A 24537-nucleotide genomic window follows, 5' to 3' on the forward strand; every position below is an offset into this window, starting at 1 on the left:
AACAGTGATGTGAAAGTATCAGCGCATGCTGATGTCAGTCGATCCTGATGTGATCCGGGCGCTGGGAGATCCGCTCAGGCTGCGGATCGTGACCCTGCTGGCGCGCGAGACGCTGTGCACCACGCACCTGGTGGAGGAGACCGGGGCCCGGCAGACCAATCTCTCCAACCACATGAAGGTGCTGCGCGAGGCGGGGCTGGTGGAGACCGAGCCGTGCGGCCGCTTCACCTACTACAAGCTCAGGCCGGAGGCCCTGGCGGGGCTGTCCGAGCAGTTCGCCGCGCTCGCCGTCTCCGCTCGTGACGCCGCCGCGAACAAGAGGGCCTGCCCGTGAGCGCCGCCGCCGGCACGCAGGCCACGGCCGCCGGGGAGGAGTCGGTCGTCGCCCGCCTCTCCACCCTCGACCGGTTCCTGGCGGTATGGATCCTGCTCGCCATGGCGCTCGGGCTCGGGCTCGGCCGCCTGGTCCCCGGCCTGAACGACGCGCTGGCCGCGGTCGAGGTCGGCGGGATCTCCCTGCCGATCGCGCTCGGCCTGCTGGTGATGATGTATCCGGTGCTGGCCAAGGTCCGCTACGACCGGCTCGACGCGGTCACCGGCGACCGGAAGCTGATGGTCTCCTCGCTGGTCATCAACTGGATCGCCGGTCCGGCGGTGATGTTCGCGCTGGCCTGGATCTTCCTCCCCGACCTGCCGGAGTACCGCACCGGCCTGATCATCGTCGGGCTGGCCCGCTGTATCGCCATGGTGATCATCTGGAACGACCTGGCCTGCGGTGACCGCGAGGCCGCCGCCGTCCTCGTGGCGCTGAACTCGGTCTTCCAGGTCCTCGCGTTCGGCCTGCTGGGCTGGTTCTACCTCGACCTGCTGCCCGGCTGGCTAGGACTGGGCGACGGACAGGGCCTGGACGTGCCCGTGTGGCACATCGCGCTGAACGTGCTGGTCTTCCTAGGGGTGCCACTGCTGGCCGGCTTCGTCACCCGCCGCAGCGGCGAGAAGAGGCTCGGCCGCGAGCGCTATGAGGCCGCCTTCCTGCCGAGGATCGGCCCCTGGGCGCTGTACGGGCTGCTCTTCACGATCGTTGTCCTCTTCGCCCTGCAGGGCAGGACCATCACCTCGCAGCCTTGGTCCGTCGCGCGGATCGCGCTGCCGCTGCTGGTGTACTTCGCGCTGATGTGGTTCGGCACGTTCGCCCTGGGCAAGGCCCTCGGCCTGGCCTACGACCGCACCGCGACCCTGGCGTTCACCGCGGCGGGCAACAACTTCGAGCTGGCCATCGCGGTGGCCATCGCCACCTTCGGCGTCACCTCCGGCCAGGCCCTGTCCGGCGTCGTCGGCCCGCTGATCGAGGTGCCGGTCCTGGTCGCGCTGGTCTACGTGTCACTGGCCTGGCGCCGGAAGTTCACAGCCGCGCAGTGATGCGGCACGCTGTGGCGGTGATCGACGGCGGCCGGCAGCCTGGCATGCCCCCTCCAGCAAGCAGGCCTTGAGCAAGGCGGCATTCATGCGGTGGCTGCGTTGACGGCCAGGAGCTGGCCCATCGCGGCGAGCACGGACGGCTCGACGCGGTAGTACACCCAGGTGCCGCGCCGCTCGGAGGTGAGCAGCCCGGCCTCCTTGAGCTTCTTCAGGTGGTGGGAGACGGTCGGCTGGGAGACGCCGACGTCGGAGATGTCGCACACGCATGCCTCACCGCCCTCGTGCGAGGCGATGGCGGAGAACAGCCGCAGCCGGACGGGGTCGCCGAGCGCCTTGAACATCGGCGCCGCCGTCTCCGCCTCCTCGGCGGTGAAGGGGCGCTCGGTCAGCGGCGGGCAGCACGGCGCCACCGCCCGGCCCGGTGCCGCCTCCGGCAGCGCTTCTGCGTTCGACATCCTTCTATGTTGACACATGTCGAAGCAGGCGGCCGAGGTCCACCGGCAACGGCATGCCGGACAGGCAGCCGTAGCGGGGCGGGGAGAACAGGGTGAGGCTGTCGCAGTAGCGCGGCCACGGCCCGGCCGACCGGGCGGACGCCTCCAGCACCACCGGCTGCAGCCCCTGCCGCAGCAGGGCATGCGCGGCGGCCGACCCGGACCGACCACCGCCGATCACGGCGACATCGACAGGTATCGCGCACGGACTCCCATATCAAAACATCGACGAACGTCTATGTTGACGCTTATCGAAACAGGCGTCATGCTGACCGGGCAAGCCATCGACGGATATCGAAACAACCGAGGAGTCGCCGTGAGCGCACCCGCCGCTACTGCCGCCACCGGGCTGCCCGTGGTCGTCATCGGGGCCGGTCCGGCCGGCCTGGCCGCCGCCGCCCATCTGCTCGACCGCGGCCTCGAGCCGCTGGTCCTGGAGGCGGGAACGGCGGCGGGGGCGGCAGTGCGTGAGTGGGCGCACGTGCGGCTGTTCTCCCCCTGGGGCGAGGTGGTCGACCCGGCCGCCGAGAAGCTCCTCGCGCCCACCGGCTGGATACGGCCCGACGCGGCCGCCTACCCCTCGGGCGGCGACTGGGCCTGGCAGTACCTGCAGCCGCTGGCCGACGCCCTCGGCGAGCGCGTCCGCTTGAATGCCACCGTCACCGGCGTCTCCCGCGCCGGCCGCGACCGCATCGTCGACGCCGACCGCGCGGCCCAGCCCTTCACCGTCCACTACACCACCGCCGACGGGCGGGAGGAGCGCGTGCTGGCCCGCGCGGTGATCGATGCCTCCGGCACCTGGACCACCCCGGGCCCCGCGGGCGGCAACGGCCTGCCCGCCCTGGGCGAGAAGGCCGCGGCCGACCGCATCGCCTACCGCGTCCCGGATCTGACGGACCCGGCGGTACGGGCCCGGTACGCGGGCAGGCGCACCGCCGTCATCGGCTCGGGCGCCTCCGCCTTCACCGCGCTGGCCTCCCTGGCCGACCTGGCCACCTCCGCCGACGGGGCGGGGACGCGCGCGGTGTGGGTCCTGCGCCGCGGCCTGTCCGGATCGACTTACGGCGGCGGCGCGGCCGACCAGCTGCCCGTCCGCGGCGCCCTGGGACTGGCCGCCGCGGCCGCGGTCGAGGACGGGCACGCGAATGCGGTCACCGGCTTCCGCACGGAAGCGATCGAGCGCGACAGCGAGGACCGGCTGCTGCTGGTGGGCGAGGACGGGCGGCGTCTGGAGCCGGTGGACGAGGTCATCGTGCTGACCGGGTTCCGCCCCGAGTTGTCCTTCCTCTCCGAGATTCGCCTCGGCCTGGACGAGCGCCTGCAGGCCCCCATCGCCCTGGCGCCGCTGATCGACCCCAACCAGCACTCCTGCGGCACCGTCCACCCCCACGGCCACCGCGAGCTGTCCCACCCCGAGCCTGGCATCTACCTGGTCGGCATGAAGTCCTACGGCCGCGCTCCCACGTTCCTGGCCATGACCGGCTACGAGCAGGTCCGCTCCGTCGTCGCTGCCCTCGCCGGCGACCTGCAGGCGGCCGACCGCGTCGAGCTGACCCTGCCGGAGACCGGAGTGTGCGGCGGCGCCGGACTGTTCGACCAGCCCGAGGCCGACCAGGCGTCCAGTACAGGCTGCTGCGCCGCTCCCGAGCCCCGGCTAGTCCAACTCGGCACACCGGCCCCGGCCGCCTCCGCCGAGGAGGCGCCGGCGGGTGGCTGCTGCGGGTCGTGACCGTCCTCAGCACCCGCGCGAGCCGGGTCGCGACCGGAACTGGGGACCGGTCGCGGCCCCTTGACCGGCATGCATGACGACGCCGACGCCCGAATACGGTGACAGTGATGAGTTACATCTTCACCATCACCGAGACCGATGAGGACGTCTGGGAACCCGCCCTGGCCGTCGGCCAGTTGTTCATGGGCGGGGTCGATGCCCTGGGTCAGCGGATCCTCCGGGTGCCGACGGGGCTGGATGACGTCTCCGGCGACTGGGTCAAGGTCGACCCGCAGTTGTACGGGGAGTTCGTCACCCTGGCCCTCCAGCGGCGGGGCAGGTCGACCCACTGGGAGATGATCCAGCTCATGGACGGAGTACTCCCGCTCATGATCACGCTCGCCGACAAACTCGGCGTCGAGATCCCGGCGGGTTCGCTTGCGGAGCAGGCCTACCTCGAGTGGGCACGTGACGAGGACCGCGTCTTGTCGGGCCATGTCTGGGGCAACCGCGACGGCACGGTCTCATCTGAGGGGCCGCTGTGGTGAGCTGACCGTGCCGCACTGACGGCAGCGCTGTTTAAGGGTGATCCAGCCGCCCGGGCCATCCGGGCCATCCAGGCCGCCCGGGCCGTCCGGGCCGTCCGGGCCGTCCGGGCCGTCCGGGAGACGATCCGCCGTCACCGCGTCGACCCCGCCTCCTGGCAGAAGAAAGGCGGCGCCGACCGCACCGGTGCCAGCACCGGCACAGGCACCGGCACCGGCACCGGCACCGGCACCGGCACCGGCACCGGCAACAACCCCCTCGGCCGCAGCGGCGACACCCGCAAGCCCGCACGACCATGAACCGAGCTGAGTCACCAGCCACACCCCCACCACCCCACCCCCATCCGCTACCCTGTCTGTGACCGCCGCCAGCGGCGGTCACCACCCTTGCCAGGACTGGATGGATCATCACTCGCAGTATTCATCCACGTTTCACGCAAGGCCCCGCCTTCGTAGCTCAGGGGATAGAGCACCGCTCTCCTAAAGCGGGTGTCGCAGGTTCGAATCCTGCCGGGGGCACAGCGAAACGCCAGGTCAGAGGCCCTTCCGTCCGTCGGACGGGAGGGCCTTCGTACTCGCAGCACACATATGGCACACATGGGTGCTGCGGGCAGAGGTGGGGAGCTGTGCGATATGCCCGCGAAGGACGAGCTGGCTCGCCGCCGGTACGAGAGGCTGATCGACCGACTTGAGTCGATGATGCTGGCCGCGCTGAGGCCGGAGTACGAGGGGTACTACGGGCAGCTGATCCTTGGCGCTGACGATCTTGCGGAGATGGGCGAGCTCAAGGACGTCCGGCGTGCCGCCAGGGAGGCGGGACGGCGTCTCGGCTGGAAGACGACCACCCGCCTTGTCGGCGGGAGGCTCTTCGCCCTCGACGAGCGCGAGGTGCCCGAGAGAATCGAGCGGTTGGCTGGGGATGCGGCCGCTGCTGCGATGGACCGGTTCTGGGAGGAAAGCCGACGCCGCGACTGACCTGATCCGAGGAAGACGCAAGGGGGCACCCCACCGCATCAGCGCGGTGGGGTGCCCCCTTCGGTTACGGCGCCCCGGCACGGGTTAGGCACACATCACGCGGCGTCTTCCTCCAGGGCGGCCACGGTCTCGGCGGCCTCACGGGCCTTCCGCTCCGCTTTCTCCAGCTTGGCCTTCGCCTTGGCCAGTTGCTTGGAGCGGCGCTTGTGCATCTTCTTCGAGACCTCGTCCAGGCGGTCGGGAAAGAGGTGCCCGTAGGTGTCCAGGGTCAGCGTCGCGGACTTGTGGCCCAGCATCGTCTGTACGACGTTGACGTCCGCGCCGCTGGCGATGGCGAGCGAGGCCGCCGTGTGGCGCAGCTTGTGCGGGGTGACCTTGAGATGCCCCAGCCCGGCCTTTACGACCGCCGGCGCGAAGAACCGCTGACGGAAGTTGCGGGCCCGCAGCGGCCCGCCCTGCGGGGCGGTGAAGAGCAAGTCGTCATCCCCCCTCCCCTTGACGTGGGGCTTCAGCTCGTCGGCCAGGAACCGCGGGATCGGTACGGACCGGCGCTCGTGGTTCTTGGGGGTGTCGAGGTAGAGCTTGCCGTTGTCCTCGGCGTACGCCTCCACGATGTGGGCCCGACAGGCGTCCAGGTCGACGCGGCCCACCTTGAGCGCGGATGCCTCGCCCCAGCGCAGTCCGGTGTAGGCCAGCAGCAGGATGAACACCCGGTAGGCGCCTGACGCGTTAGCCAGCGCGTCGACCTGTATGTCGTCGAGGTACACGTGATCAGCGGGCATCGCCTTCGGCAGAGGCACGCCGACAGCCGGGTTGGCCGCCAGACGACGGGCCTTGACCGCGTAGCCGAGAACGCGGCTGAGGACGACGTACGCCTTGCGGACCGACCGGGGGCTGAGCTTCCTGCCGCCGGTCGCCTCGCCGGACAGCAGATCCGCGAGCCACTCGGCGACGTCCTCGAAGTGGATGCGGTCCAGCGGGGTGGTACCCCACTTGGGAATCACGTGGACGTCGAGAACACCGCGGTAGCGAGCCCGGGTTGAGCGCTTGAGGTGGAGCTGCGCCGCCAGCCAGGACTCCGCCACCTCTGCGAACTTCACCCGCGCGGCTGCGGGATCGCGATAGGAGCCGTCGTTGAGACGCGACTCCATCCTTATCCGCTCCGCCTCGGCGTCGACCTTGCGGGCGAAGGTCTTCATCTTCGGCTTGCCGTCGGGGTCGTACCAGCGCACGCGGTAGCGCCCCGGTGGCGTACGCCCCGCCCGCTTGGCGTCCGCCACGGCCCGTACATACGCCGCGTGCCCTATGCGGTTCTCAATCCAGACCCGCGCCAACTAGCATCCCCTCCAGTCGTTACCGGACACCGACGGGAGCGGCAGGAGCAGGGTCGTGGGAGAAACGCCGAGCGCGGTGGCGAGGGCGACGAGGTCGTCTACGTCGCATCGGCGGCGGGCGCGTTCGGTGCGGCTGAGAGCGGTGTTGGCCATCGGACGGCCCAGCGCGGTGCAGCGGGCGGCGAGCTGGTGTTGGGTCAGGCTGCGCATGAGGCGTAGGTGCTCGATGGCGCGGGCGGTGTGGAGGCCGACGGGGCCTATTTCAACAGGTCGGTTGGGCATGACAGATAGCTGTAACTTGCATCCGGGCACCATGGCAAGAGTTAGTTCTAAAACTCTCCAAAAGTCGTTCGGGGGCGAAGTGGCGTTCGTCTCGTCGAATTCCGGCACATCGCGAGGCGTTTCGACCGAGGTGCCGTGTTACCTTCCCTCTCCGTATTCGAGATAGGCGATTTAAACACACATCAGCCATGATGCCCGGCAGGTCATTCACGTCGTCCCTGACCGCCAGGTGTCACCTCTGAGCTGCGTAGGTACCGGATTCCGGCACCTCGACCGGTTGCTTCGCCGCAAAAAATTTCGGCCCCGGCGGGAGCGATTTCGGCAACCGGGAATCCACCCTTACTGTTTCCCTCTCCCCGGCCACACCGAAAGAAGTAGTGAGGAGTTTCAGAGCCAACTCTGGACTTTTCTCCGGGCGGTGTGGCTGCGTTGTCCAGCCCGTTGTTCAAGACCGAAAAGGAGCCCTATGCCGAAGACCCCTCCCCGTAGCACCAACGCCCCTGCCACCGCTGCGGCTGCCCAGCGTGGCCCGCTTGCCACCCCTGCAGAGGTCGCCGCCTATCTCGGGGTGCCGGTGAAGACCCTCTACCAGTGGAAGTACCGGGGCATCGGCCCCAGCGTCCACAAGGTCGGCCGTCACCTGCGCTACCGCTGGCGGGAGGTGGACGCATGGCTGGACACCCAGACGTCGTACGACCTCACGGCCTGACCCCGCGTCTCGCGCGGACAACGAAGCGGCCCCCGGCGCGCCAACGCCGAGGGCCGAAGACTTCCAACTGATCGCCCATCCCTGAACGAATGAATTGGTGAGGGGCGGGACCTTGCCCGTCCCGCCCCTCACCGGAGAGGAACGCCTATGGAGGACCCTACGTCCCCCAGCACCACCAACACCTCCCCCACCGCCTGGCCCACTCCCGCCGTCCCCGGCGAAGGCATCCCCTGGCGCCACCAGGATCAGCAGGACACACGGTCCCCCGCGTCGGGGACCGCCGAACACCCGGCGGAGGCGGAAGCACACGGGGACCGTCCCCAGCCGCCTGCCAATGCCGTTGCTGGGGACCGTCCCCGCGACGTGCTTGGGGACCGTCCCCACGAAGTGCCCGAGGCTCAGTCCCCGCACGTCCCGGTCCCCGTATCGACATCCGACGCAAACCCGCAGGTCAGCGGCGCCAAATCGGGGACCGGTCCCCAAGAGGCTGCAGTTGCACCAGGGGACCGTGATCACGGTCTCCGGCAGTTGCTGGGGACCGACAACCCCGTGGCGGGAACCACCCAGCAGGTGGGGACCGGTCCCGTCGACGTACGGGGACCGGATCACGGGACCGGCTCCCGGCCTCCGTGGGGACCGGCAGACCCTGGGGAAAGGGGTTCCGGTGAGGGTGCGGAACTGCTGGATGAGTTGCGGGCGGCGATCGGCAAGTACGTCGTGCTGCCCAGTGACGAGGCGCTGGCAGCGGTCACCCTGTGGGTGGCGGCCACGCACATCCAGACCGTTCTTCAGCACGCGCCGCGTCTGGCGGTCGTAGGTCCGACGAAGGGCTGCGGCAAGTCCCGTGTTCTGGACGTGCTTCACGAGACCGTCCACCAGCCGATCATGACGGTGAACATGTCCACGGCGGTGCTCTTCCGCGTCATCGGCAAGAACCCGCGCACGATCCTGGTGGACGAGGCCGACACCATCTTCAGCAAGGCCGGTGACAACGAGGAACTGCGCGGCCTGCTGAACGCCGGACACCAGCGCAACCGGCCCGCCTGGCGCATCTCCGGTCCGGAACACAAGCCGACCCCGTATCCGACCTTCGCCATGGCCGCACTGGCCTCGATCGGCGACCTGCCCGACACGATCACAGACCGGGCGGTCGTGCTCCGCATGCAAAAGCGCAAGCCGAGCGAGAAGGTGACCCCGTTCCGCTCGCGCTACGCCACACCGGAACTGAACGCGCTGCGGGACAAGCTGGCCGCCTGGCTGGGCCCGCTGCGCGGCACGGCCGGCCGCATGGCGCCGACCATGCCGGTGGAGGACCGGGCGGCAGACACCTGGGAACCGCTGGTCATCATCGCCGACCTGGCCGGCGGCCACTGGCCCGCCAGTGCACGTGCGGCCTGTGTCGCGATGACCCGGTTCGAGGCCGTCCAGGACGAGCAGACCAACCTGAAGACAAGGCTGCTGCGCGACATCCACCGCGTCTTCGAGGCACACGGCAACCCCGAAGCCCTGTCCAGCCTGGATCTGGTCACCGCCCTGCTCCAGGACGCCGACGCCCCCTGGGCAGAGCACGGCACCAACGGGCTCAACGCCTACCACCTGGGCAGAATGCTTCGGGACTTCGACATCCGCCCGGCCAACTACCGGTTCGACAAGGGCAGGCAGGCCAAGGGGTACGCCCGTAACCGGTTCCTAGACAGCTGGGCCCGGCACTGCCCCGACCTCACCAAGACGGCGCCTGCCACCGCGCATGACGCCACACCCGCGCGCCCGACCCAGGGCAAGCCGCCCGCCGCCCCGGCGGGTCAGCTGCCCATCGGCCCACCCGGCGGACCCGCCGGCCCCCAACGCGCCCGCTGACCCACCTCCCCCTGGGTCCGTATCACTGCGTCGCATCCGTCCCCGCGCAGGTCAGCGCGGGGACGGATGTCCTCACCGGGACGGACTTCTCCGTACCTGCCCGAGCGTCCGTACCTGTGCTGACCAGGCATGGGACGGATGCGACGCACGTGACACATCTCCCGCCCCCTCACCACCGGAGCACCCCCGTGCACGAACAGCACCACGAACTCCCGACAGCTCAACAGCCGACGCCTACGGCCTCAGCCCCAGACAGCGCAGCAAGTTGTCGGGTAAGGAGTCCTTACCCGGCTTCCGCCCCTGGAGTGACGGAGGCACCCGGCGCCGAGGGGGCACCGGGGTCGGCCGGCCCGGGGGCGCCGACCGAGACGGGAGCCACCAGACCGTCGCCCCACGCCGCGCAGACGCCGAAGCCGCAGCGCCGCCTGCGTCAGCCGCGCCTGCGCGAGCGCCGCGTCCATCCCCGTTACAGCGACAGCGAGTTCACCGATCTCGCCCACGCCGCCGCGCTCAGCCGTATGCAGATCGGCGGCTACGTCGCCGAGGCGTCGCTCGCCGCAGCCCGCGCCGAGGACCCCACCGCTGCGATCGCTGACTACCGCGCCATGGTGAAGGCGCTGATGGCCGCCAACCGCCAGCTGGGCATGATCGGCAGCAACCTCAACCAGCTCACCTGGCACCTCAACAAGGACGGGGCCTGGCCCGAGCCCGACGTCGTCCACCGGCTCGTGGCCCGTGTCGAAGCATCGATCGGCGACGTGGACACCGCCGTCGCTCAAGTCACCGAGGGAAGGCAGGACCGGTGATACCGAAGATCATCACCGGCAAAGGCAGCACCCGCCGTCTGATCGCCTACCTCTTCGGCAAGGGCGACGCCAACGAACACGTCGACCCACACCTGGTCGCCTCCTGGAACGACTTCGCCCCCGACCCCGGCCGAAGCCCACAACGCGACCCCAAGGAGGTGGAAAAGCAGCTCTACACCCAGCTCGACCAGCCAGTGGCCATGCTCGGCCGCCAGGCCCCCCAGACCACGGTTTGGCACTGCCCAGTCCGCGCCGCCCCCGAGGACCCCATCCTGTCCGACGACCAGTGGGCCGAGATCGCCCGCCGGATCGTGGCCGCCGCCGGCATCGCCCCCACCGGAGACAACGAAGCCTGCCGCTGGGTGGCCGTACGGCACGCCGACGACCACATCCACATCGCCGCCACCCTCGTCCGCCAAGACGGCCGCCGCCCCAAGCGCGACTACGACATCCGAGCCGTCCCGCGCGAAGCCCGCCAGATCGAAGTCGACTACGGACTGCGGCGGTTGAAGCCGGGCGACGGCACCGCCGCCAAACGCACCACCAGCAAGGAACACTTCAAGGCCAAACGCCAGGGCCAGGACGCCACCGCCCGCGAGATCCTGCGCATGCGGGTTCGCCGCGCGGTCGTCGCCGCGACCGACGAGGCCGAGTTCTTCTCGCTGCTGGAGGCGACCGGCGTGGACGTACGCCTCAAGCTCGCTCCCTCCGGCGACGCGCTCGGCTGCAACTTCGCCCTGCCCGGCAACGTGAACGAGGAAGGCAACCCGGTGTGGTTCGCGGGCTCCACCCTCGCCCCTGACCTCTCCCTGCCCAAGATCCGCGAACGCCTCGCCACCACCAGCCCCGAGCCGGCCACCATCCAGCCGGGCAACCCCTGGCACCAGGCCACCGCCGCCACCGAACGCATCCCCCACCACCTCACGAAAAGCGACGAGCAGACGGCCCAGGGCCAACTCGTCGCGCTCGGCGCGACGCTGGACCTGCTGCCCGTCATGGCACCGACCGCGGGGCGGGCCAAACTCGAACAAGCCGCCGCTGCCTTCGAGCGCGCCACCCGCTCCCGCATCGCCGCCGACCTCGACAGCACCCGCGCCCTGCACCGCAGCATCCAGACCATCTGGCGCGAGAGGCCACAGGACAGTGACCGCACCGGGCTCACCATGCTCCTGGACGCCGCACTCACCGCGGTCGCCTTCGCGCTGCACTGGCACCGCACCCGCCAGCACGCCCAGCAGGAGGCGGCAGCCGAACAGGCCCTCCTCCACCTGCAGACCGCGTACGCGCAGACCGCCGAGCCCGTCCTGGTCGGCCTCGCCAGCCGGGCACCCAGCCCGCAGACCAAGCGCCGCTTCGCCCACCACCTTCAGGATGTGGTTCCGGAGCACGCTGAGCGCATCCTCAACGACCCCGCTTGGGACGCACTCGCCACCGTGCTCGCCGAGGCAGAGGCAGCAGGACACAACGCAGCCACCGTCCTCAGCCAAGCGCTGCACCAACGCGCCCTGGACGACGCCCGCAGTCCCGCCCGCGCGCTGACCTGGCGCATCCGCCGCCTCGGCGAGCGCCACGTTCCCGGTCCTTGGGCCCAGGCAGCCAGAGCCCACAGTGCCATGCAACGGCCCAGCGTGCCGACCCACCCTGCGGCAGCCATTGCTCGGCCACCGCAGGGGGCACCGCCACGACGGCGCTGATCAGGCCGGGGCAGACAGCTTGGGCGCGAGGAGCTCCAGGGCTTCCTCCCAGCGGTAGCGGTCGGCCCCGCCGCCGGCCTTTGGCCGGTGCGGTTCGTACGAGCCGATCAGGACGCCCATCTCGCGTAGCCGTTCCAGACTCTGACGGTACGCGGGGTGGGCGGCCTGGGCCGAGTTCAGGTACGGCAGCACGGCGACCGGGATGCCCATGGCGGGTGCTTCGCACAGGACGCCCAGGGCGAGATTGTCGGAGATCCCAGCGGCCCACTTGTTGATGGTGTTGAAGCTGGCCGGGGCGACCGCGATCGCGTCCGCGGGCCGAGTCGGGCGCGGTTCGCCCGGTGATCGCCAGGCCGAGCGGATGGGGCGGCCGGTCTGGGTCTCGACCACCTCCGCGTCGAGGAAGCCGAGTCCTTGTGGGGTGGCAATGACGCTGACGTCCCAGTGCCGTTCATGTGCTGCGGTGATCAGTTTGCCGACGTCGGCGGCGACCCCGGACGCGCAGACCACGATCTGGAGGAACGGCTTGTCGGGCTGATCACTCACGCGGGCACTCCCAGTTGGCGGCTGAAGTGGTGCAGCTCGGGCAGTGCCCGGCGGCGGTCGCGGGCTGCCATGTCGGCGACCAGTTCGCGTACGGCCGGGCGGCGGATGTCCTGTGCCGCGCAGCTCTCGGCGATACGCAGGGCCTGGTAGCCCTCGGCGAGCCTGCCCTGCTGACTGTAGGCGCGGGCGGTCTCCACCCACAGCGCGGCCCGGCGCTCGGGGACAGGAATGTGCCGCCGCATGAGCGGCCGTGCGGTTTCCAGGGCGATGCCGGCGTCTCCGAAGGAGACGGCTGCGCTGATCTCGTGGAGTGCGACGTTGGTGGGGCTGAAGTTCGCCCAGGCGTCCGGCCGGTCGAAGGCGACGTAGCGAGCGACTTCCTTGGCCTCGGTGAGGAAGTCCTGGGTGGTGTCGCGGTCGCCGTTTCTGCTGGCGGCGGTCGCCCCGCGGAGCAACAGCAGACCAACCGCTGCCAGGTACCGGGGCGAGCGCTGGTCGTAGGAGCCGGTGAGCTGGTCGGCAGTGTGGCGGACCATGTTCACGGCCTGGGCCGTGTGCTTGTCCCGCACGAGGACGTGAGCGTGGACGCGGACACTCGCGGCGAGGACGACGGGATCCCCGGACCGTTCCGCCTCGGCCATGGCCCGACCGGCCGCGAGCCAGGCGTTGCCCTGATCGGCCCGCTTCAGCAACAGGCTCACCGACGTCTGGTAGGCGGTCGCGAGCAGCCCGGACACCTCCGCCGAGCCGGATGAGCCTCCGGCGGCCTGCCGCAGGTCGGCGATCAGACCCGGCAAGGTCTGCTCCAGTTCCGCGTAGTCGCACGTGCAGAACATCCTGCGTACGGCCCGTGCCCGGTCCCGCAGCTCGTCGAGGCCCAGGGCTTGACCGGTCGCCGCGGGGCTCGTGCCTGGCAACAGAACTTGGATCAGGTCGTGATGTGCCGCGCTCGACGACGGCGGAGCCGCGAGCGCAGCGACGCTCGCGGCAAGGAAGGTACGGCGGTGCATGTCCTCTGTTCCGGGCTCGGCGGGGCTGGCATCAGAAGCGGCGGCGAGGCCGAGACGTTGCGGCGGAATCTCCAGTACCTGCGCGATCTCACGCAGCACTCGCACGTCCTCGGTACCCCTGCCGCTCTCCAGGCGGCTCACCTTCGACTGGTGATACCCAAGCGCGGCGGCAACGTCCCTCTGCGAGCGCCGCTGTAACACGCGTGCCTGACGGATCACTTCGCCGATCCGTCTCGCTTCACTCTGTGCCTCGGCCATCTGTGCCACGGCCCCTTCTGCCGTCGCCGATCCTGCCTGCTCAACCGAGAGTAACCGAACGGCATTTGGCAGTGATGCAGCTCCTGCATAAGTGATGCAGCCCCGGCACACCGACTGGTTCCGCTTGCCTCCGGAGCGGTTGCGTGGAGTGGCTGAACCGACCAGGAGGCCGCTCATGGAAGCGCATCACATCCGGATTCCCGTCTCCGGCACGCCAACTGCCGCAGCGTCCGCGCGCCAGCAGCTCGCGGACGGGATACGGACTTTTGGCGCCCTCCTCGGCCCCGAACTCCTGGACGCGGCAGAGCTGGTGGCCGCAGAGCTCATCGCGAACGCGGTCCGGCACGCAAACGGCGGCCCGATCACGGCCGGCGCCTGCCTCAGCGACAAGGGACTGCGGATCGAGGTGACCGACGCCAACCCAGCCGTCCCACAGGTCGGCCTGTCGGATGTGGACGAGGAAGGCGGACGCGGGCTGTTCCTCGTCGCAGCACTCGCGGACCGCCACGGCTTCGATCCGCTTCCGCCCGGCAAACGCTGCTGGGCCGAGTTCAAGGTCAGCACCCCACTATCCACCGCATCACACCTGCCCCTGCAGAGGAGTTGACCGTTGACAGCCGTACGCATTCCCCCCGTCGCCGCAGAAGTGGTCGCCGTGCGACCCGGCAGCCCACTCGCCGGCTCCATCACCGTCGACGGCTCCAAGAACGCGGCCCTGCCCCTGCTGGCCGCCGCCGCGGCCCTGCACCGCCCGGTGCATCTGAGCAACGTCCCGTCGAACACGGACGTCGAGACCATGCTCGCCCTGCTCCAACAGGCCGGCTGGCACACGGCCCGTCCGGTCAGCGATCCGCACACCATCGTGATCCTGCCGAGCGACAAGCCCCAGCCAGGCCCCGATCCCGAGGTCGCCGCCCGCATCCGGGCCTCGTACTACCTCGTACCGGCCCTGCTCGGCGCGTCCGGGCGAGCCCGGCTGCCCTGGCCGGGAGGCTGCCGGATCGGGGAACGCGGGATGGAGCAGCACTTCAACGTCTACGAGCGCTTCGGTGACCGCACAACGGTCGATGGATGCGGCTACCTCGTGGAAGCTGCCACTGGTGGGACCGGAACCGTGTCCGTGGTGCTGCCATTCCGCTCTCGTGGGGCGAGCGTCGCTGCGCTCCTGCGCGCGGTCGTAGCCGACCGGCCACTGCGCCTTGGCCACCCCAATCTCTCGCCTGAAGTGATCAGCGTCGTGAAGGCGTTGCAGGTGGCGGGATGGGAGTGCGGGGTCAGTGAGTCGGCCCTGACGCTGTCACCACCCACTTCCGTCCCGACGGAGACCACCGTCTGGTCGGTGCCCGGCGACAAGGTCGAAGCCGGGACCCTGGCCTGTGCGGTCGCGGCGACCGGCGGGGACGCACGCATCTGTGGCGTACGCGGCGACGACGTCGCTCCCCTGGTCTCCGCCTTGAACTGGCTCGGAGTCCCCGCCGACGCCGAGGGCGATGCTCTCACCGTCCGGGCCCACGACGCCGAGCCGACCGGGCGATCGCTGCGCGCCATCGCCTCCCTTTCCCCCGACGGCTTGGACGCCGATTTCGAACCACCGCTGATGGCCCTCGCCCTCGGTCTGCCCGGCACTCACCTGTTCGCCGACACCATCAACCCCGGCCGTCACGGCAACCTGCTCCCCCAGTTCGCCCGCCTCGGCGCCGAGATCCACGAGCTCTCGCCCACCGAATGCCGCCTCACCGGACCGCAGCAGCTGACCGGCGCCGGTGTGGAGGCCACCGACATCCGCACGGGCTCGGCCCTGCTCATCGCCGGCCTCACAGCGAGCGGCGTCACCACCCTCGGCGGCCTCGAACAGCTCCGGCGCGGCCACGCCGACCTGCCCACCAAACTGCACGCCCTGGGCGCCGACATCTGCGAGGTCACTCCATGACCCGGCAGCTCCAGCGAATCACCGCCATGACCGACGTCCACTCCTCCTTCGCCCAGGCCACTCCGATGCTCACCTACCTCCACGCGGCCAGGGCCGAGAGCCTGGTCGTGGACTGCGGCGACTTCTTCGAAGGCACCGGCTTCTACCGCTTCGGCCAGGGGCAGATCGAGCGCGAGGTCCTCACCAGCCTGTACGACCTGCTCGCCCCCGGAAACCACGGCTGGCCGCACTACTTCGAACCGCAGCTGCACGAGATGACCGTGTGCGCGAACGCAGCCGACAGCAGTGGCAAGCCGCTCTTCGACCGCGTGCGCATCGAGCACATCGGCGGCCGGCGAATCGCCATCACCGCAGTGATCGGCCCGCAAGCCTTCAACGCGATCCCCGCCGAGCAGCGCACCGGCCACCACGTCACCGACCCGGCCCAGGCCCTGCGCGAGGTGATGCTGGAGCACCATCACCATGCCGACGCCTGGATGGTGCTGTCCCACTCGGGCTTCGACGAGGACCTGAAGCTGGCCGCCGCCTGCCCGTTCGCGGACGTCATCTTCGCCGGGCACTGTCACAGCGACACCTACGGCCCCGTGCCCGTCGGCGACACCCTCGTCGTCAAGGGCCACGAACTCGGCGTCGGGTACGCCACCGCCGAGCCGGTCGGGGCCGGCTGGGCCGCACGCGTAGGCGCCTTCCCCGACACCTCCGTAATCCCGGAGGACCTCGCCGTACTGCAGGAGAAGATCGCGCTCCTCAGCAGCACCCTGGGAAGCCGACTCGGCATCGTGAACGAGCCATATTTCAATACCCTGTTGGACCGACGCCTCCTCTTGGACGAGATCGCCACGCGCCTGCACACCGGCCTCGGAGCGGACGCGGTCATCCTCAACGAGACCGCTCTGCGCCCCGTACCGCTCGGCGATGTCCTCACCCTCGGCGACCTGCTCGCCATCGAGCCCTTCGACAACCAGCTCGTCCACGCCTTCCTCCCCAACGATCACTCCGAGGACCACGCCAAGCTGCTCGCTCATCTCGTCGACCACGTCGGCCCCTTGGTCGTCGCGCCTACACCTCTTCCACCGACGGCGCGCGTGGTGCTGACCACCCACTACATCGCCGACACCTATCTCGGCGGCCGAACTCATCAAGCCGGACTGCGTTTGGGCCAGGCGGTACGCAGCGTCCTCGCAGTCCCATTCGCTGACTCTGCCGACGCTCTTCAAAGGGGCGTTCCATGATCCTCACCGGGCCCGAGATCAACACGGCCGTCGCCGACGGACGCCTTCGCATCACCCCGTTCGACCCAAAGCAGACGAACCCCAACAGCTACAACGTCCGCCTGGGCGCCACCCTGCTGACGTACGCCACCAAGGTCATCGACGCCCACCACGCCAACCCCACGCACACGATCCGAATCGACACGGAGGGATACGTCCTCCAGCCCGGCGAGCTGTACCTCGGCCACACCGTCGAGGAGGTCGGCTCGGACCTCTTCATCCCACTGCTCTTCGGACGCTCCTCGGTCGGACGACTGGGGTTATTCGTCGAGATCACCGCCCCTATCGGTGACATCGGCTTCCACGGCCAGTGGACTTTGATGCTGTCCCCCATCCGCCCTCTGCGGGTGTACGCGGGCATGAAGATCGGGCAGATCATGTTCTTCGTCTCCACCGGGGACGTCGAGTTGTACCGAGGCAAGTACCAGGGCGCCGCCGGCCCTCAGCCTTCCCGCTACTGGCGGGATGCGGCACACGTGCAGGCGGGCGCCTCGTGATCCTCACCGGCTCCGCCATTGCCGCCGCCGTCAGCGCAGGCGAGATCACCATCGCGCCCTACGACCCGGCACGCCTGTCCCCCAACGCCTATGACTGGCGGCTGGGCGACACGATCCGCATCTGCGACGGCGACCTGGACGCCGCCGCCCCCACCACGTTCACCGAACTGGTCATCCCCGCCTCCGGATTGGTCCTGCAGCCAGGAATGCTCTACCTCGGCGTCACGTTGGAGAGGACCGGCTCGGAAACGTACGCACAGCTCCTCAACGGCAACCGCACCATCGGCGCCCTCGGCATCTGGGTCCACGTCTCCGCCCCACTCGGCCACCAGGGCCACGCGATCCGCTGGACCTTGGAAATCCGCGCCGCCAAGCCCGCCCGTGTCTATCCGGGAATGACCTTCGGCAAGCTCGTCTTCCTCACCACCCTCGGCACCCCGGCCAGCTACCAGCAACAGCGCGCCAAGTACGCCGCCACGCACGGCATCGACATCTCCCGCCTGTACGAAGAGATCCCCCAAGGAGCGCTGTGAGCCCCCTCGTCCGCCCGGCCGCGGGGCCGCTGGCCGCCACCTTCCTCGACCTCCCAGCCGGAAGCCCCGGCGGCAGCGTCGAACTCTTCCTCGACCTGTACACCGGCGACAAACCCCTCATCCCCGCACGGGCCTTCATGCTGGCCCCCACCCGCCCCAAAGCCCACCTTCCCGCCGGGCTCGACCTGCTGACGGTCGCCGGCAAGTGCCTGGAGGGCGCCGCCTTCGGCCGCTACGTCGGAGCCCTGCGCCGGGCGCTGGTGACCGCGATCGATCCAGCCCAGATCGGGGTACTGCACCTGCAGCACCTCACCTTCGGCGCCACGCCCGCCCTCCTCCGAGCCCTGCCGGCCCACCCCAGGATCGCCTTGGTCCACGGCACCGACCTGATTTTCGCCGAGGCCCATCGCGACCAGCTCCAAGTCCTGCGCGAGACGGCGAGGGCCGCCGACGTGATCGTGGTCCCCACCGGCGCGATGGCCGACCACCTTCTCAAGCTCGCCCCGCAGATCGATCGCCGCAAGATCGTCCGCGTTCCGTGGGGCATCCCCGACCATCTGCTCACCGATCCGCCAGCGCGGCCCGCCCGCACCTCCACCAGCCACCTACGACTGCTCTACGCAGGCAGGCTGACCGCCGAGAAGGGCGCAGAGCACCTGATCGCGGGCCTGGCGCCCATTCCAGGAGCCGAGCTGAGCATCGCCGCCCCCAGAGCCCAGTTCCACGCCTTGGCCCCGCTCCTCCAACGGACCGGAGTGCGGGCCCGGTACCTCGGCTGGCTCCGCCGTCCACAGCTGTGGAAAGCCTTCGCCGAGCACGACGTCCTGGTCATGCCGTCCACCACCCTGGAAGCCATGGGCCTGGTCGCGCTGGAGGCCCAAGCATGCAGTCTGCCTGTCCTGTACCAACCCGTGCCCGGCCTCAACGAAGTCGTCGCCGCGTCCGGATTGGCCACCGACTTCACCCACTCTGCCGCACTCGCCCGCGACCTCGACCGCTTACGGACCGCCCCTGGCCTGCTGCCCGCCCTGCGGCAAGCGGGCTACGCGAATGCCGCCCGGTTCCCCCTCACCGCTACCACCCAGGCCCTGGCCGACCTCGGCCGCCAGCTCACCTGAGACCGACGCCGACCAGCCCCCGCAGCCGACGTCCGACACGCCATTGCCCCACTGGTGCCGCCCGCGTCACTACGCTGATCCGGCGGGTTGGCCACGGCGAACAGGGAGACCATGACGTACAGCACCGACCGCATCGAAGCCCTCCTGAACGAAGGCGTCCGCGACAAGGTCTACCCCGGCGCCGTATGGGCAGTCGGTGACGCAACCGGCACCCGCGCCCAAGGCGCCACCGGGGTCCTCGACCCCAACGAGCCGAACGTGCCGATGCAAGCCGACACCGTCTTCGACGCCGCCAGCCTCACCAAGATCCTCGCCGTGTGGGCCTCGATCGGCACCCTGTGGGAGGAAGGCAAGCTCGACCTCGACACCCCGCTCGGTGCCTTCTGGTCCGAGGTCGACGGCCACCCGCTCCGTGCAGTGACCACCCGTCAACTACTCACCCACACCGCTGGCGTGCCGCTCCGCGCCCAGCTCAAAAACCTCTACGGCACCGACCCCCAGGACATCCGCGACGGTGTCCTTCACGAGGCCCTGCACCGCCCGCCCGGCGAGGCCGTCGAGTACACCGACCGAGCCGCCCTCATCCTCGGATACCTCGCCGAATACCTCTCCGGGCGACGCCTCGACCAGCTCGCCACGGAACGGACCTGGCAGCCGCTGGGCATGCACTCCACCCGCTTCGGACCCCTGCCCGCCGAGATCACCACGCGGTGCGCACCGACCGAACTCGACCAGGACACCGACACCCACCTCAAGGGCGTCGCCCACGACTTCTCCGCCCGCCTCCTGGGCGGAGTGTGCGGGATCGCCGGCGCCTTCACCGTCCTCGACGACCTCGCCGTCTTCCTGCGCTACCTGCTGGACACCTCAACCAGCCACGGGCAAGCCGGATTCGGCCCCGACTGGACCAGGCAGTCGCTGACCGTGCAGACCGGCACCCTAGAACCTGTACGCGGCCTGTTCTGGCACCCCGCCCCTGGTACGCGCCCCACCGACAACATCTGGGTCCACTACGGCTTCACCGGCACCGGCATGTGGATCTCACCCCACCAGGGGCGCTGGGCCGTACTCCTGACCAACAAGCTCTACTACACCCGCGACCGCCAGCCCCTGACCGACGTCCGCAACACCTTCCGTGCGCTTGCGTTTGTCTGAAGCAACCTGCGGCGAATCCGCTGAGAGGGGTACGGCCGGCCACGCATTGTGCGGTGCACGGTCCGAGATACACGGCTGGCAGCCCAGCGCCGCGGAGGCGCTCAGTCGGCCCTGCCGGTCGGGACGGCTGAGTATGCAGGGGAGTTCCAGCAACGGTTGTCGTTGAGCGCGGACAACACCGCGAGTTCGCGGGGAACGGTCTTGATGAGTTCCAGCAACACCTGTGGCTTGCGGTGAGAGCAGGAGGGTGCTCCATGCCGATGGGGCCGCCGATAGCGTCGAATTCGAGGTCTGAGCTGTACGCGGCGATCCGTCGTGACCATCGTGCCGGGCTGGGCAAGCGTGCTCTGATCGCAGGGGCACCGACGGTGTTTTCTTTGCCCCCTCCCGGCCAGACCATGGATACCTCGACAGTCCGTACTACAACGCGGGATCAAGGACGTGGGTCTCGGACGCTGACGTTGCCGTCGTCCGTACCGATTCGAGGTTCAGCCTCGATCTGTCCACGTCGATCGCCAGTTCTCTTTTCAGCGATTCGGCGGATACCGGGGCCGCGGCTGGGTCAGACCCACCCCGCGCCGTCTCTGGCGGCGACCAACCCGGCCCCGAAGTCCGTCACTAGCTGGTCCACCACCCCCACAAGAGGCCCGCCAGTGTCCGCAGCGCGGCACCGACAATCCACCGCACAACGAGCGTGGCGATCCGCCGCCGCAGCCTTGGCGTTCGCCACACATACCGGGCTTTACGACAGAGAATGCGCATTGTCTATCCCATCCGTGGACTTGACCAACCAAGCGATCGATCACACGTCACCTGACCTGTTCGGATCGGGGTTCGGCGAGCAGTAACTCCCGCCGAACCACAGGTATGTGGTGGTCAGACAGGCAAGGAATAGGGTTCGTAGAAGGTTCGGAACGAACGGGGAATGGCATGGTGGACGTCCCGGCAGCAGCCTCACGCCTGGCCGAGGAGCTGAGGGCAAATCGGCAAGCATCTGGGCTCACGTTCGGTCAGATCATCCAGCTGGGCAAGCGGCAGTCTCCTCCCGTCGCCCTGACCAAGAGCACTCTCAGCGCGTGGTTCAGCGCTCAGAGTGTTCCGCGGGCCGGGGCGTCTTTCGCCTTCCTGACCGAACTCCTCGATAGCCGCGCCGGTTCCAGGCCCGGGCCACAGTCCCGTGCTCGGTGGGAAAATCTGCGCCGAGCGGCCGAGCAAAGCAGAACCACAACCCGCCGCGACACTGCGGCGTCCGGGACTCGCACGCAGAAGCGGCTTGGCGATAAGCCCCGCAGCGCAAAGCCGCTGCGCATAGGTCTGGTCCCCGAACCAGCCGAAGTGCTCGTCGAGCGGGAACATCGCGATGCCCTGGCACGCGCCCTGGATGGCCCCGAGGACAGTGACATCGGGGACGCAGCCAGCACAGCTGTTACGGGCCGCGTGATCACAGGAGCCGGAGGCGTCGGCAAAACCAGCCTGGCCGCCGATTACTGCCACCGTGCCGCTGACGAGGCAGGCCGTGGAGTGGACATGCTGATGTGGGTGACGGCGAACAACACGCCCGCCGTGACCGATGCCTATGCTCAGGCAGCCCGCGATCTTGAGCTGGTACCCAGCGGTGAGAACACCGCGTATGCCGCTGAGCAATTCCTCAACTGGCTCCGTGTCACCGAACTCAGCTGGCTCATCGTCCTCGACGACGTGCAGTCCCCCGGCGCACTTGAGGGACTGTGGATGCCTCGACGCACCGCCGGTCGTGGGAGGGTCATCATCACCACGCGCAGCCGCGAAAGAGACCTCGTCACGGCAAGTGGACATCCGTTCCTATCGGTTGGCGTCTTCACTGCCGAGGAATCCCTCACCCACCTGCGCAACACGCTGCAACGGGCCGTGCCCGCCGAGGCCGACGCGGATCTGGCGGGGCTCGCCGATGACCTCGGTCATCTTCCCCTGGCTCTGTCACGGGCCGGCGCATACCTCGACTACAACGCCTCATGCAGCATCGCCCGTTACCGAAGCCTGCTCGCGGACCGCCGGCTTACCCTTGAACGACTGATCCCTGCTGTGCGCGGCAGTGCTACGACAAGCTCACTCGCAGCGCTATGGGACATCTCCGTCGACCAGGCCGACCAGCACACCGGCATGCTGGCTCGCCCCATGCTGGAACTGGCCGCCGTCCTCGACGGAACAACCGGCATTCCCGCCCCGCTGTTCACCAGCGGCGCCGCCCGCGCTTGGCTGACTGAGCGCAGCAGAACAGACCGACCCGTCGACGAGATCGAGGCCGAGCACACCTTGGCAACGCTGGACCGACTCCATCTCATCGATCACACCCCGGGCGAGGGCTGTGACGACGCATGGTTGGTCCGCGTGCACCAGCTCATCCAGCGTGCCGTGCGCGAGCAGCAACCTTCTGGCTCATCGCACGACGTCCTGACACAGCGTAGGGAGACCGTCCTGCCAGCGGCTGCCCACGCCCTGCTTGACATCTGGCCCGACACCGAGCGCGACCAGGACCACGCACTACGGCTGCGGGCCAGCGCCCGCTCGCTGGCCACTCACGACCAGGACGGCGAGAGCCACCCCCTGTGGCAGGACGACACCGCGTACACCGTCCTCTTCCGACTGGGCACCAGCGCGGGTGAATCCGGCGATATTTCCTGGGCACGCGACCATTTCGACGCGCTCCGCTCCCTCGCCCACCGGCACCTCGGAGCCGACCACCAGCACGCCCTTGTCGCCCGAAGCGAGCTGTCCCGCTGGCAAAGCCAAGCCGGAGATCATGCCGGAGCAATCCAGACCCTGGAAAGTCTTGAGACGGACCAGATCCAGTTGCTCGGCTACGAGGCCCCCGAGACGCTCGTGACTCGTCACAACCTTGCAATCGAGCGAGGTGCGGCCGGCGACACTAGCGGCGCCATCACGGCCCTCAATGAAATTCTCGCTGTCCGCCAGCGCAACGGAGCGAGCCGTGGGGCGATACTCGCTACTCTCCACAACCTTTGTTATTGGAAGGGCGTCGCGGGTGACGCAGTAGAGGCTGCTGCCGCTTACCGCAGGCTGATCCCCCTCATGGAAGAGGAGTTCGGTCCCGATGCCGATGGCACCCTGACCGCCCGCCACAATCTGGCCCGCTGGCTGGGCGAAGCAGGCAACGCTGCCGAGGCCGTCAGCTTGCTCGAAGCGCTGCTACCCGACCAAACACGAGCGCTCGGGCCCCGGCACCTGCGCGTCCTGACGACCAGGCAAAGCCTTGCCCGCTGGCAGGGAGCAGCGGGCGAGACGGATAAGGCCATCAACGGATATCAGGCGCTGATCCCCGACATGGGTGAGGTCCTGGGCCCAGATCATCCCGAGCTGCTCACAGCGCGCCACAACCTCGCCCGTTTGCAGGAAACAACCGATCCGGCCACCGCATCCGAGAACCTCGCCGCCGTCGTCGTCGACAGAACCCGAGTCCTCGGCCCTCACCACCCCGACACACTCAGCTCCCGACACAGCCACGCCCTGTGCTTGGGCCGGGCAGGAGAGCCCCAGAAAGCTGTACAAGCACTGGAGGACGTCCTCCGTGATCAGCAGCGCCGCCTCGTACCTGAAGGCGCAGAGATTCTCAGCACCCGCCACAGCCTCGCCGTCATGCGTGGCTTTGCAGGAGCACCCCACGCAGCCATCGCCGCACTGCAAGAGCTCCTCCCCGACCAGGAACGCGTCTTGGGCCCTGGCCACCTCCAAACTTTGACGACCCTCGATAGCCTTGGCCGCTGGCAGGGCGAAACGGGCGACGCACAGACGGCAAGCGATACCTACCAGGCCCTGCTGACCCACATCGAACGCCACCTTGGCACTGATCACGTCGCCACATTGTCGGTACTGGACAAGCTCGCCATGTGGCGCGGACGCGCTGGCCACCCCGGGGAAGCCGTCCGCATTCTCACTCGGATGCTCACAGACACACGACGCCTCGTAGACCCTGCTCATCCCATCATCACCACCATCAGCAACAACATCGCCTACTGGCTGAATCAGGCCGACATTGAGGAACACCGCCGCCGACGCTGAGACCCACCACCACCACAGGTTCCATGAAGCCGCAGATGTGCTCTGGCTTCGGTGGAGCCGTCCGCAAGGTATCGACCCACAGATTGGGAGATCAGGTGGCCCATCGCTGCAAGCTTCTCCGCTCCGGCAGGGTCATTCGCGGCCCATGAGTTGGGCAAGTAGTGCCACCACTGCAGTGGCTCCCACCAAGGCCGCGCCGACTTCGGGTGCATGCAGCGTCAGGGCGACGACGAGGGCTCCGACCAGCAGAAGGACTACTAGGCGCACGCTGATCTGTTCCATGAGGATCTACCTTCCGTCTGGCACCGACTGGGTTCTGCATCCAGCGTGGGTGCCTCCC

General features: G+C 69.1%; 24 protein-coding genes and 1 tRNA gene. 18 read left to right on the top strand and 7 right to left on the bottom strand.

Features of this window, described 5'->3' with window-relative positions:
- Nucleotides 1-25 precede the first annotated feature (25 nt).
- Both IE242_RS05345 and arsB read left to right on the top strand, forming a co-directional pair.
- Complete coding sequence (locus IE242_RS05345; protein ID WP_189855700.1) at nt 26-334, top strand: ArsR/SmtB family transcription factor; 309 nt, start codon at nt 26-28, stop codon at nt 332-334.
- On the top strand, nt 331-1419 hold the full coding sequence (gene arsB, locus IE242_RS05350; protein WP_189855702.1) for an ACR3 family arsenite efflux transporter: 1089 nt from the start codon (nt 331-333) through the stop codon (nt 1417-1419). The genes IE242_RS05345 and arsB overlap by 4 nt, the downstream gene beginning before the upstream one ends.
- Nucleotides 1420-1502: 83 nt before the next feature.
- Here the strand turns inward: arsB and IE242_RS05355 are convergent, their stop codons facing one another.
- The gene (locus IE242_RS05355) at nt 1503-1874 is read right to left on the bottom strand and encodes an ArsR/SmtB family transcription factor (RefSeq protein WP_189855705.1); all 372 of its coding nucleotides are present in this window, start codon (nt 1872-1874) and stop codon (nt 1503-1505) included.
- A 4-nt stretch (nt 1875-1878) separates the two neighbouring features.
- Nucleotides 1879-2094 carry an NAD(P)-binding protein gene (locus tag IE242_RS05360; RefSeq protein ID WP_229858186.1) on the bottom strand — a complete coding sequence of 72 codons (216 nt, stop codon included), beginning with the start codon at nt 2092-2094 and terminating at the stop codon, nt 1879-1881.
- A 168-nt stretch (nt 2095-2262) separates the two neighbouring features.
- On the opposite strand from IE242_RS05360, the gene IE242_RS05365 reads away from it, so the two are divergent.
- The 4 genes from IE242_RS05365 (at nt 2263) to IE242_RS05380 (ending at nt 5141) form a co-directional block, all read left to right on the top strand.
- Entirely contained in the window at nt 2263-3642 is a 1380-nt protein-coding gene (locus IE242_RS05365; RefSeq protein WP_373299472.1) for an NAD(P)-binding domain-containing protein, read from the top strand.
- A gap of 107 nt (nt 3643-3749) precedes the next feature.
- The gene (locus IE242_RS05370; RefSeq protein ID WP_189855709.1) at nt 3750-4169 is read left to right on the top strand and encodes a DUF6086 family protein; all 420 of its coding nucleotides are present in this window, start codon (nt 3750-3752) and stop codon (nt 4167-4169) included.
- Between the two features lie 443 nt (nt 4170-4612).
- Nucleotides 4613-4685: transfer RNA gene (locus IE242_RS05375), tRNA-Arg, on the top strand.
- 114 nt (nt 4686-4799) lie between these two features.
- Nucleotides 4800-5141 carry a hypothetical protein gene (locus tag IE242_RS05380; RefSeq protein ID WP_189855711.1) on the top strand — a complete coding sequence of 114 codons (342 nt, stop codon included), beginning with the start codon at nt 4800-4802 and terminating at the stop codon, nt 5139-5141.
- Between the two features lie 95 nt (nt 5142-5236).
- On the opposite strand, the gene IE242_RS05385 is transcribed toward IE242_RS05380, so the two are convergent.
- Together IE242_RS05385 and IE242_RS05390 are read right to left on the bottom strand one after the other, a co-directional pair.
- Nucleotides 5237-6421, bottom strand: a complete 1185-nt coding sequence (locus IE242_RS05385) for a tyrosine-type recombinase/integrase (RefSeq protein WP_229858189.1) — start codon at nt 6419-6421, stop codon at nt 5237-5239.
- 54 nt (nt 6422-6475) lie between these two features.
- On the bottom strand, nt 6476-6757 hold the full coding sequence (locus tag IE242_RS05390) for a helix-turn-helix domain-containing protein (protein WP_189855714.1): 282 nt from the start codon (nt 6755-6757) through the stop codon (nt 6476-6478).
- A gap of 466 nt (nt 6758-7223) precedes the next feature.
- Here IE242_RS05390 and IE242_RS05395 point away from each other — a divergent pair, with 466 nt between their 5' ends.
- The 4 genes from IE242_RS05395 (at nt 7224) to IE242_RS05410 (ending at nt 11823) form a co-directional block, all read left to right on the top strand.
- On the top strand, nt 7224-7466 hold the full coding sequence (locus IE242_RS05395; RefSeq protein ID WP_189855716.1) for a helix-turn-helix transcriptional regulator: 243 nt from the start codon (nt 7224-7226) through the stop codon (nt 7464-7466).
- A gap of 690 nt (nt 7467-8156) precedes the next feature.
- Nucleotides 8157-9323: a DUF3631 domain-containing protein gene (locus tag IE242_RS05400; protein ID WP_189855718.1), complete on the top strand. Its 1167-nt coding sequence runs from the start codon at nt 8157-8159 to the stop codon at nt 9321-9323.
- Nucleotides 9324-9628: 305 nt separating this feature from the next.
- Complete coding sequence (locus IE242_RS05405; protein ID WP_229858196.1) at nt 9629-10129, top strand: plasmid mobilization relaxosome protein MobC; 501 nt, start codon at nt 9629-9631, stop codon at nt 10127-10129.
- Nucleotides 10126-11823, top strand: coding sequence for a relaxase family protein (locus IE242_RS05410; protein ID WP_189855720.1), 1698 nt, complete (start codon nt 10126-10128; stop codon nt 11821-11823). Before IE242_RS05405 ends, IE242_RS05410 begins: the two co-directional genes overlap by 4 nt.
- On the opposite strand, the gene IE242_RS05415 is transcribed toward IE242_RS05410, so the two are convergent.
- Nucleotides 11824-12369 carry a flavoprotein gene (locus tag IE242_RS05415; RefSeq protein ID WP_189855722.1) on the bottom strand — a complete coding sequence of 182 codons (546 nt, stop codon included), beginning with the start codon at nt 12367-12369 and terminating at the stop codon, nt 11824-11826.
- A complete protein-coding gene (locus tag IE242_RS05420) occupies nt 12366-13637 on the bottom strand; it encodes a helix-turn-helix domain-containing protein (protein WP_189856436.1) in 1272 nt (423 codons plus the stop codon). The genes IE242_RS05415 and IE242_RS05420 overlap by 4 nt, the downstream gene beginning before the upstream one ends.
- Before the next feature lie 175 nt (nt 13638-13812).
- Between IE242_RS05420 and IE242_RS05425 the strand changes: the two genes are divergently transcribed.
- The 8 genes from IE242_RS05425 (at nt 13813) to IE242_RS05460 (ending at nt 24197) form a co-directional block, all read left to right on the top strand.
- Nucleotides 13813-14244 (top strand): ATP-binding protein, encoded by a 432-nt coding sequence (locus IE242_RS05425; RefSeq protein ID WP_189855725.1) that lies wholly within the window; start codon nt 13813-13815, stop codon nt 14242-14244.
- Between the two features lie 39 nt (nt 14245-14283).
- Nucleotides 14284-15567 carry a carboxyvinyltransferase gene (locus tag IE242_RS05430; RefSeq protein ID WP_189856438.1) on the top strand — a complete coding sequence of 428 codons (1284 nt, stop codon included), beginning with the start codon at nt 14284-14286 and terminating at the stop codon, nt 15565-15567.
- Nucleotides 15564-16799 (top strand): bifunctional UDP-sugar hydrolase/5'-nucleotidase, encoded by a 1236-nt coding sequence (locus tag IE242_RS05435; protein ID WP_189855727.1) that lies wholly within the window; start codon nt 15564-15566, stop codon nt 16797-16799. Before IE242_RS05430 ends, IE242_RS05435 begins: the two co-directional genes overlap by 4 nt.
- The gene (gene dcd / locus IE242_RS05440; protein ID WP_189855729.1) at nt 16796-17335 is read left to right on the top strand and encodes a dCTP deaminase; all 540 of its coding nucleotides are present in this window, start codon (nt 16796-16798) and stop codon (nt 17333-17335) included. The genes IE242_RS05435 and dcd overlap by 4 nt, the downstream gene beginning before the upstream one ends.
- Nucleotides 17332-17868: a dCTP deaminase gene (locus IE242_RS05445; RefSeq protein WP_189855731.1), complete on the top strand. Its 537-nt coding sequence runs from the start codon at nt 17332-17334 to the stop codon at nt 17866-17868. Before dcd ends, IE242_RS05445 begins: the two co-directional genes overlap by 4 nt.
- Nucleotides 17865-18986 carry a glycosyltransferase family 4 protein gene (locus IE242_RS05450; RefSeq protein ID WP_189855733.1) on the top strand — a complete coding sequence of 374 codons (1122 nt, stop codon included), beginning with the start codon at nt 17865-17867 and terminating at the stop codon, nt 18984-18986. The genes IE242_RS05445 and IE242_RS05450 overlap by 4 nt, the downstream gene beginning before the upstream one ends.
- Before the next feature lie 111 nt (nt 18987-19097).
- Nucleotides 19098-20141 carry a serine hydrolase domain-containing protein gene (locus tag IE242_RS05455; protein WP_189855735.1) on the top strand — a complete coding sequence of 348 codons (1044 nt, stop codon included), beginning with the start codon at nt 19098-19100 and terminating at the stop codon, nt 20139-20141.
- A gap of 930 nt (nt 20142-21071) precedes the next feature.
- Entirely contained in the window at nt 21072-24197 is a 3126-nt protein-coding gene (locus IE242_RS05460; RefSeq protein ID WP_189855737.1) for a tetratricopeptide repeat protein, read from the top strand.
- A gap of 132 nt (nt 24198-24329) precedes the next feature.
- Here IE242_RS05460 and IE242_RS05465 read toward each other — a convergent pair whose 3' ends face one another.
- Nucleotides 24330-24479, bottom strand: a complete 150-nt coding sequence (locus IE242_RS05465; protein ID WP_189855739.1) for a hypothetical protein — start codon at nt 24477-24479, stop codon at nt 24330-24332.
- Between the last annotated feature and the right edge of the window lie 58 nt (nt 24480-24537).

The sequence above is a fragment of the Streptomyces poonensis genome, assembly GCF_014650915.1.
GTDB classification, from domain to species: domain Bacteria; phylum Actinomycetota; class Actinomycetes; order Streptomycetales; family Streptomycetaceae; genus Streptomyces; species Streptomyces poonensis.

Coding starts and splice junctions, on each gene's coding strand:
- IE242_RS05345 (WP_189855700.1), top strand. CDS start 26: ATGCTGATGTCAGTCGATCCTGATGTGATCCGGGCGCTGGGAGATCCG.
- IE242_RS05355 (WP_189855705.1), bottom strand. CDS start 1,874: ATGTCGAACGCAGAAGCGCTGCCGGAGGCGGCACCGGGCCGGGCGGTG.
- IE242_RS05370 (WP_189855709.1), top strand. CDS start 3,750: ATGAGTTACATCTTCACCATCACCGAGACCGATGAGGACGTCTGGGAA.
- IE242_RS05380 (WP_189855711.1), top strand. CDS start 4,800: ATGCCCGCGAAGGACGAGCTGGCTCGCCGCCGGTACGAGAGGCTGATC.
- IE242_RS05390 (WP_189855714.1), bottom strand. CDS start 6,757: ATGCCCAACCGACCTGTTGAAATAGGCCCCGTCGGCCTCCACACCGCC.
- IE242_RS05395 (WP_189855716.1), top strand. CDS start 7,224: ATGCCGAAGACCCCTCCCCGTAGCACCAACGCCCCTGCCACCGCTGCG.
- IE242_RS05420 (WP_189856436.1), bottom strand. CDS start 13,637: ATGGCCGAGGCACAGAGTGAAGCGAGACGGATCGGCGAAGTGATCCGT.
- IE242_RS05425 (WP_189855725.1), top strand. CDS start 13,813: ATGGAAGCGCATCACATCCGGATTCCCGTCTCCGGCACGCCAACTGCC.
- IE242_RS05435 (WP_189855727.1), top strand. CDS start 15,564: ATGACCCGGCAGCTCCAGCGAATCACCGCCATGACCGACGTCCACTCC.
- dcd (WP_189855729.1), top strand. CDS start 16,796: ATGATCCTCACCGGGCCCGAGATCAACACGGCCGTCGCCGACGGACGC.
- IE242_RS05455 (WP_189855735.1), top strand. CDS start 19,098: ATGACGTACAGCACCGACCGCATCGAAGCCCTCCTGAACGAAGGCGTC.
- IE242_RS05460 (WP_189855737.1), top strand. CDS start 21,072: ATGGTGGACGTCCCGGCAGCAGCCTCACGCCTGGCCGAGGAGCTGAGG.
- IE242_RS05465 (WP_189855739.1), bottom strand. CDS start 24,479: ATGGAACAGATCAGCGTGCGCCTAGTAGTCCTTCTGCTGGTCGGAGCC.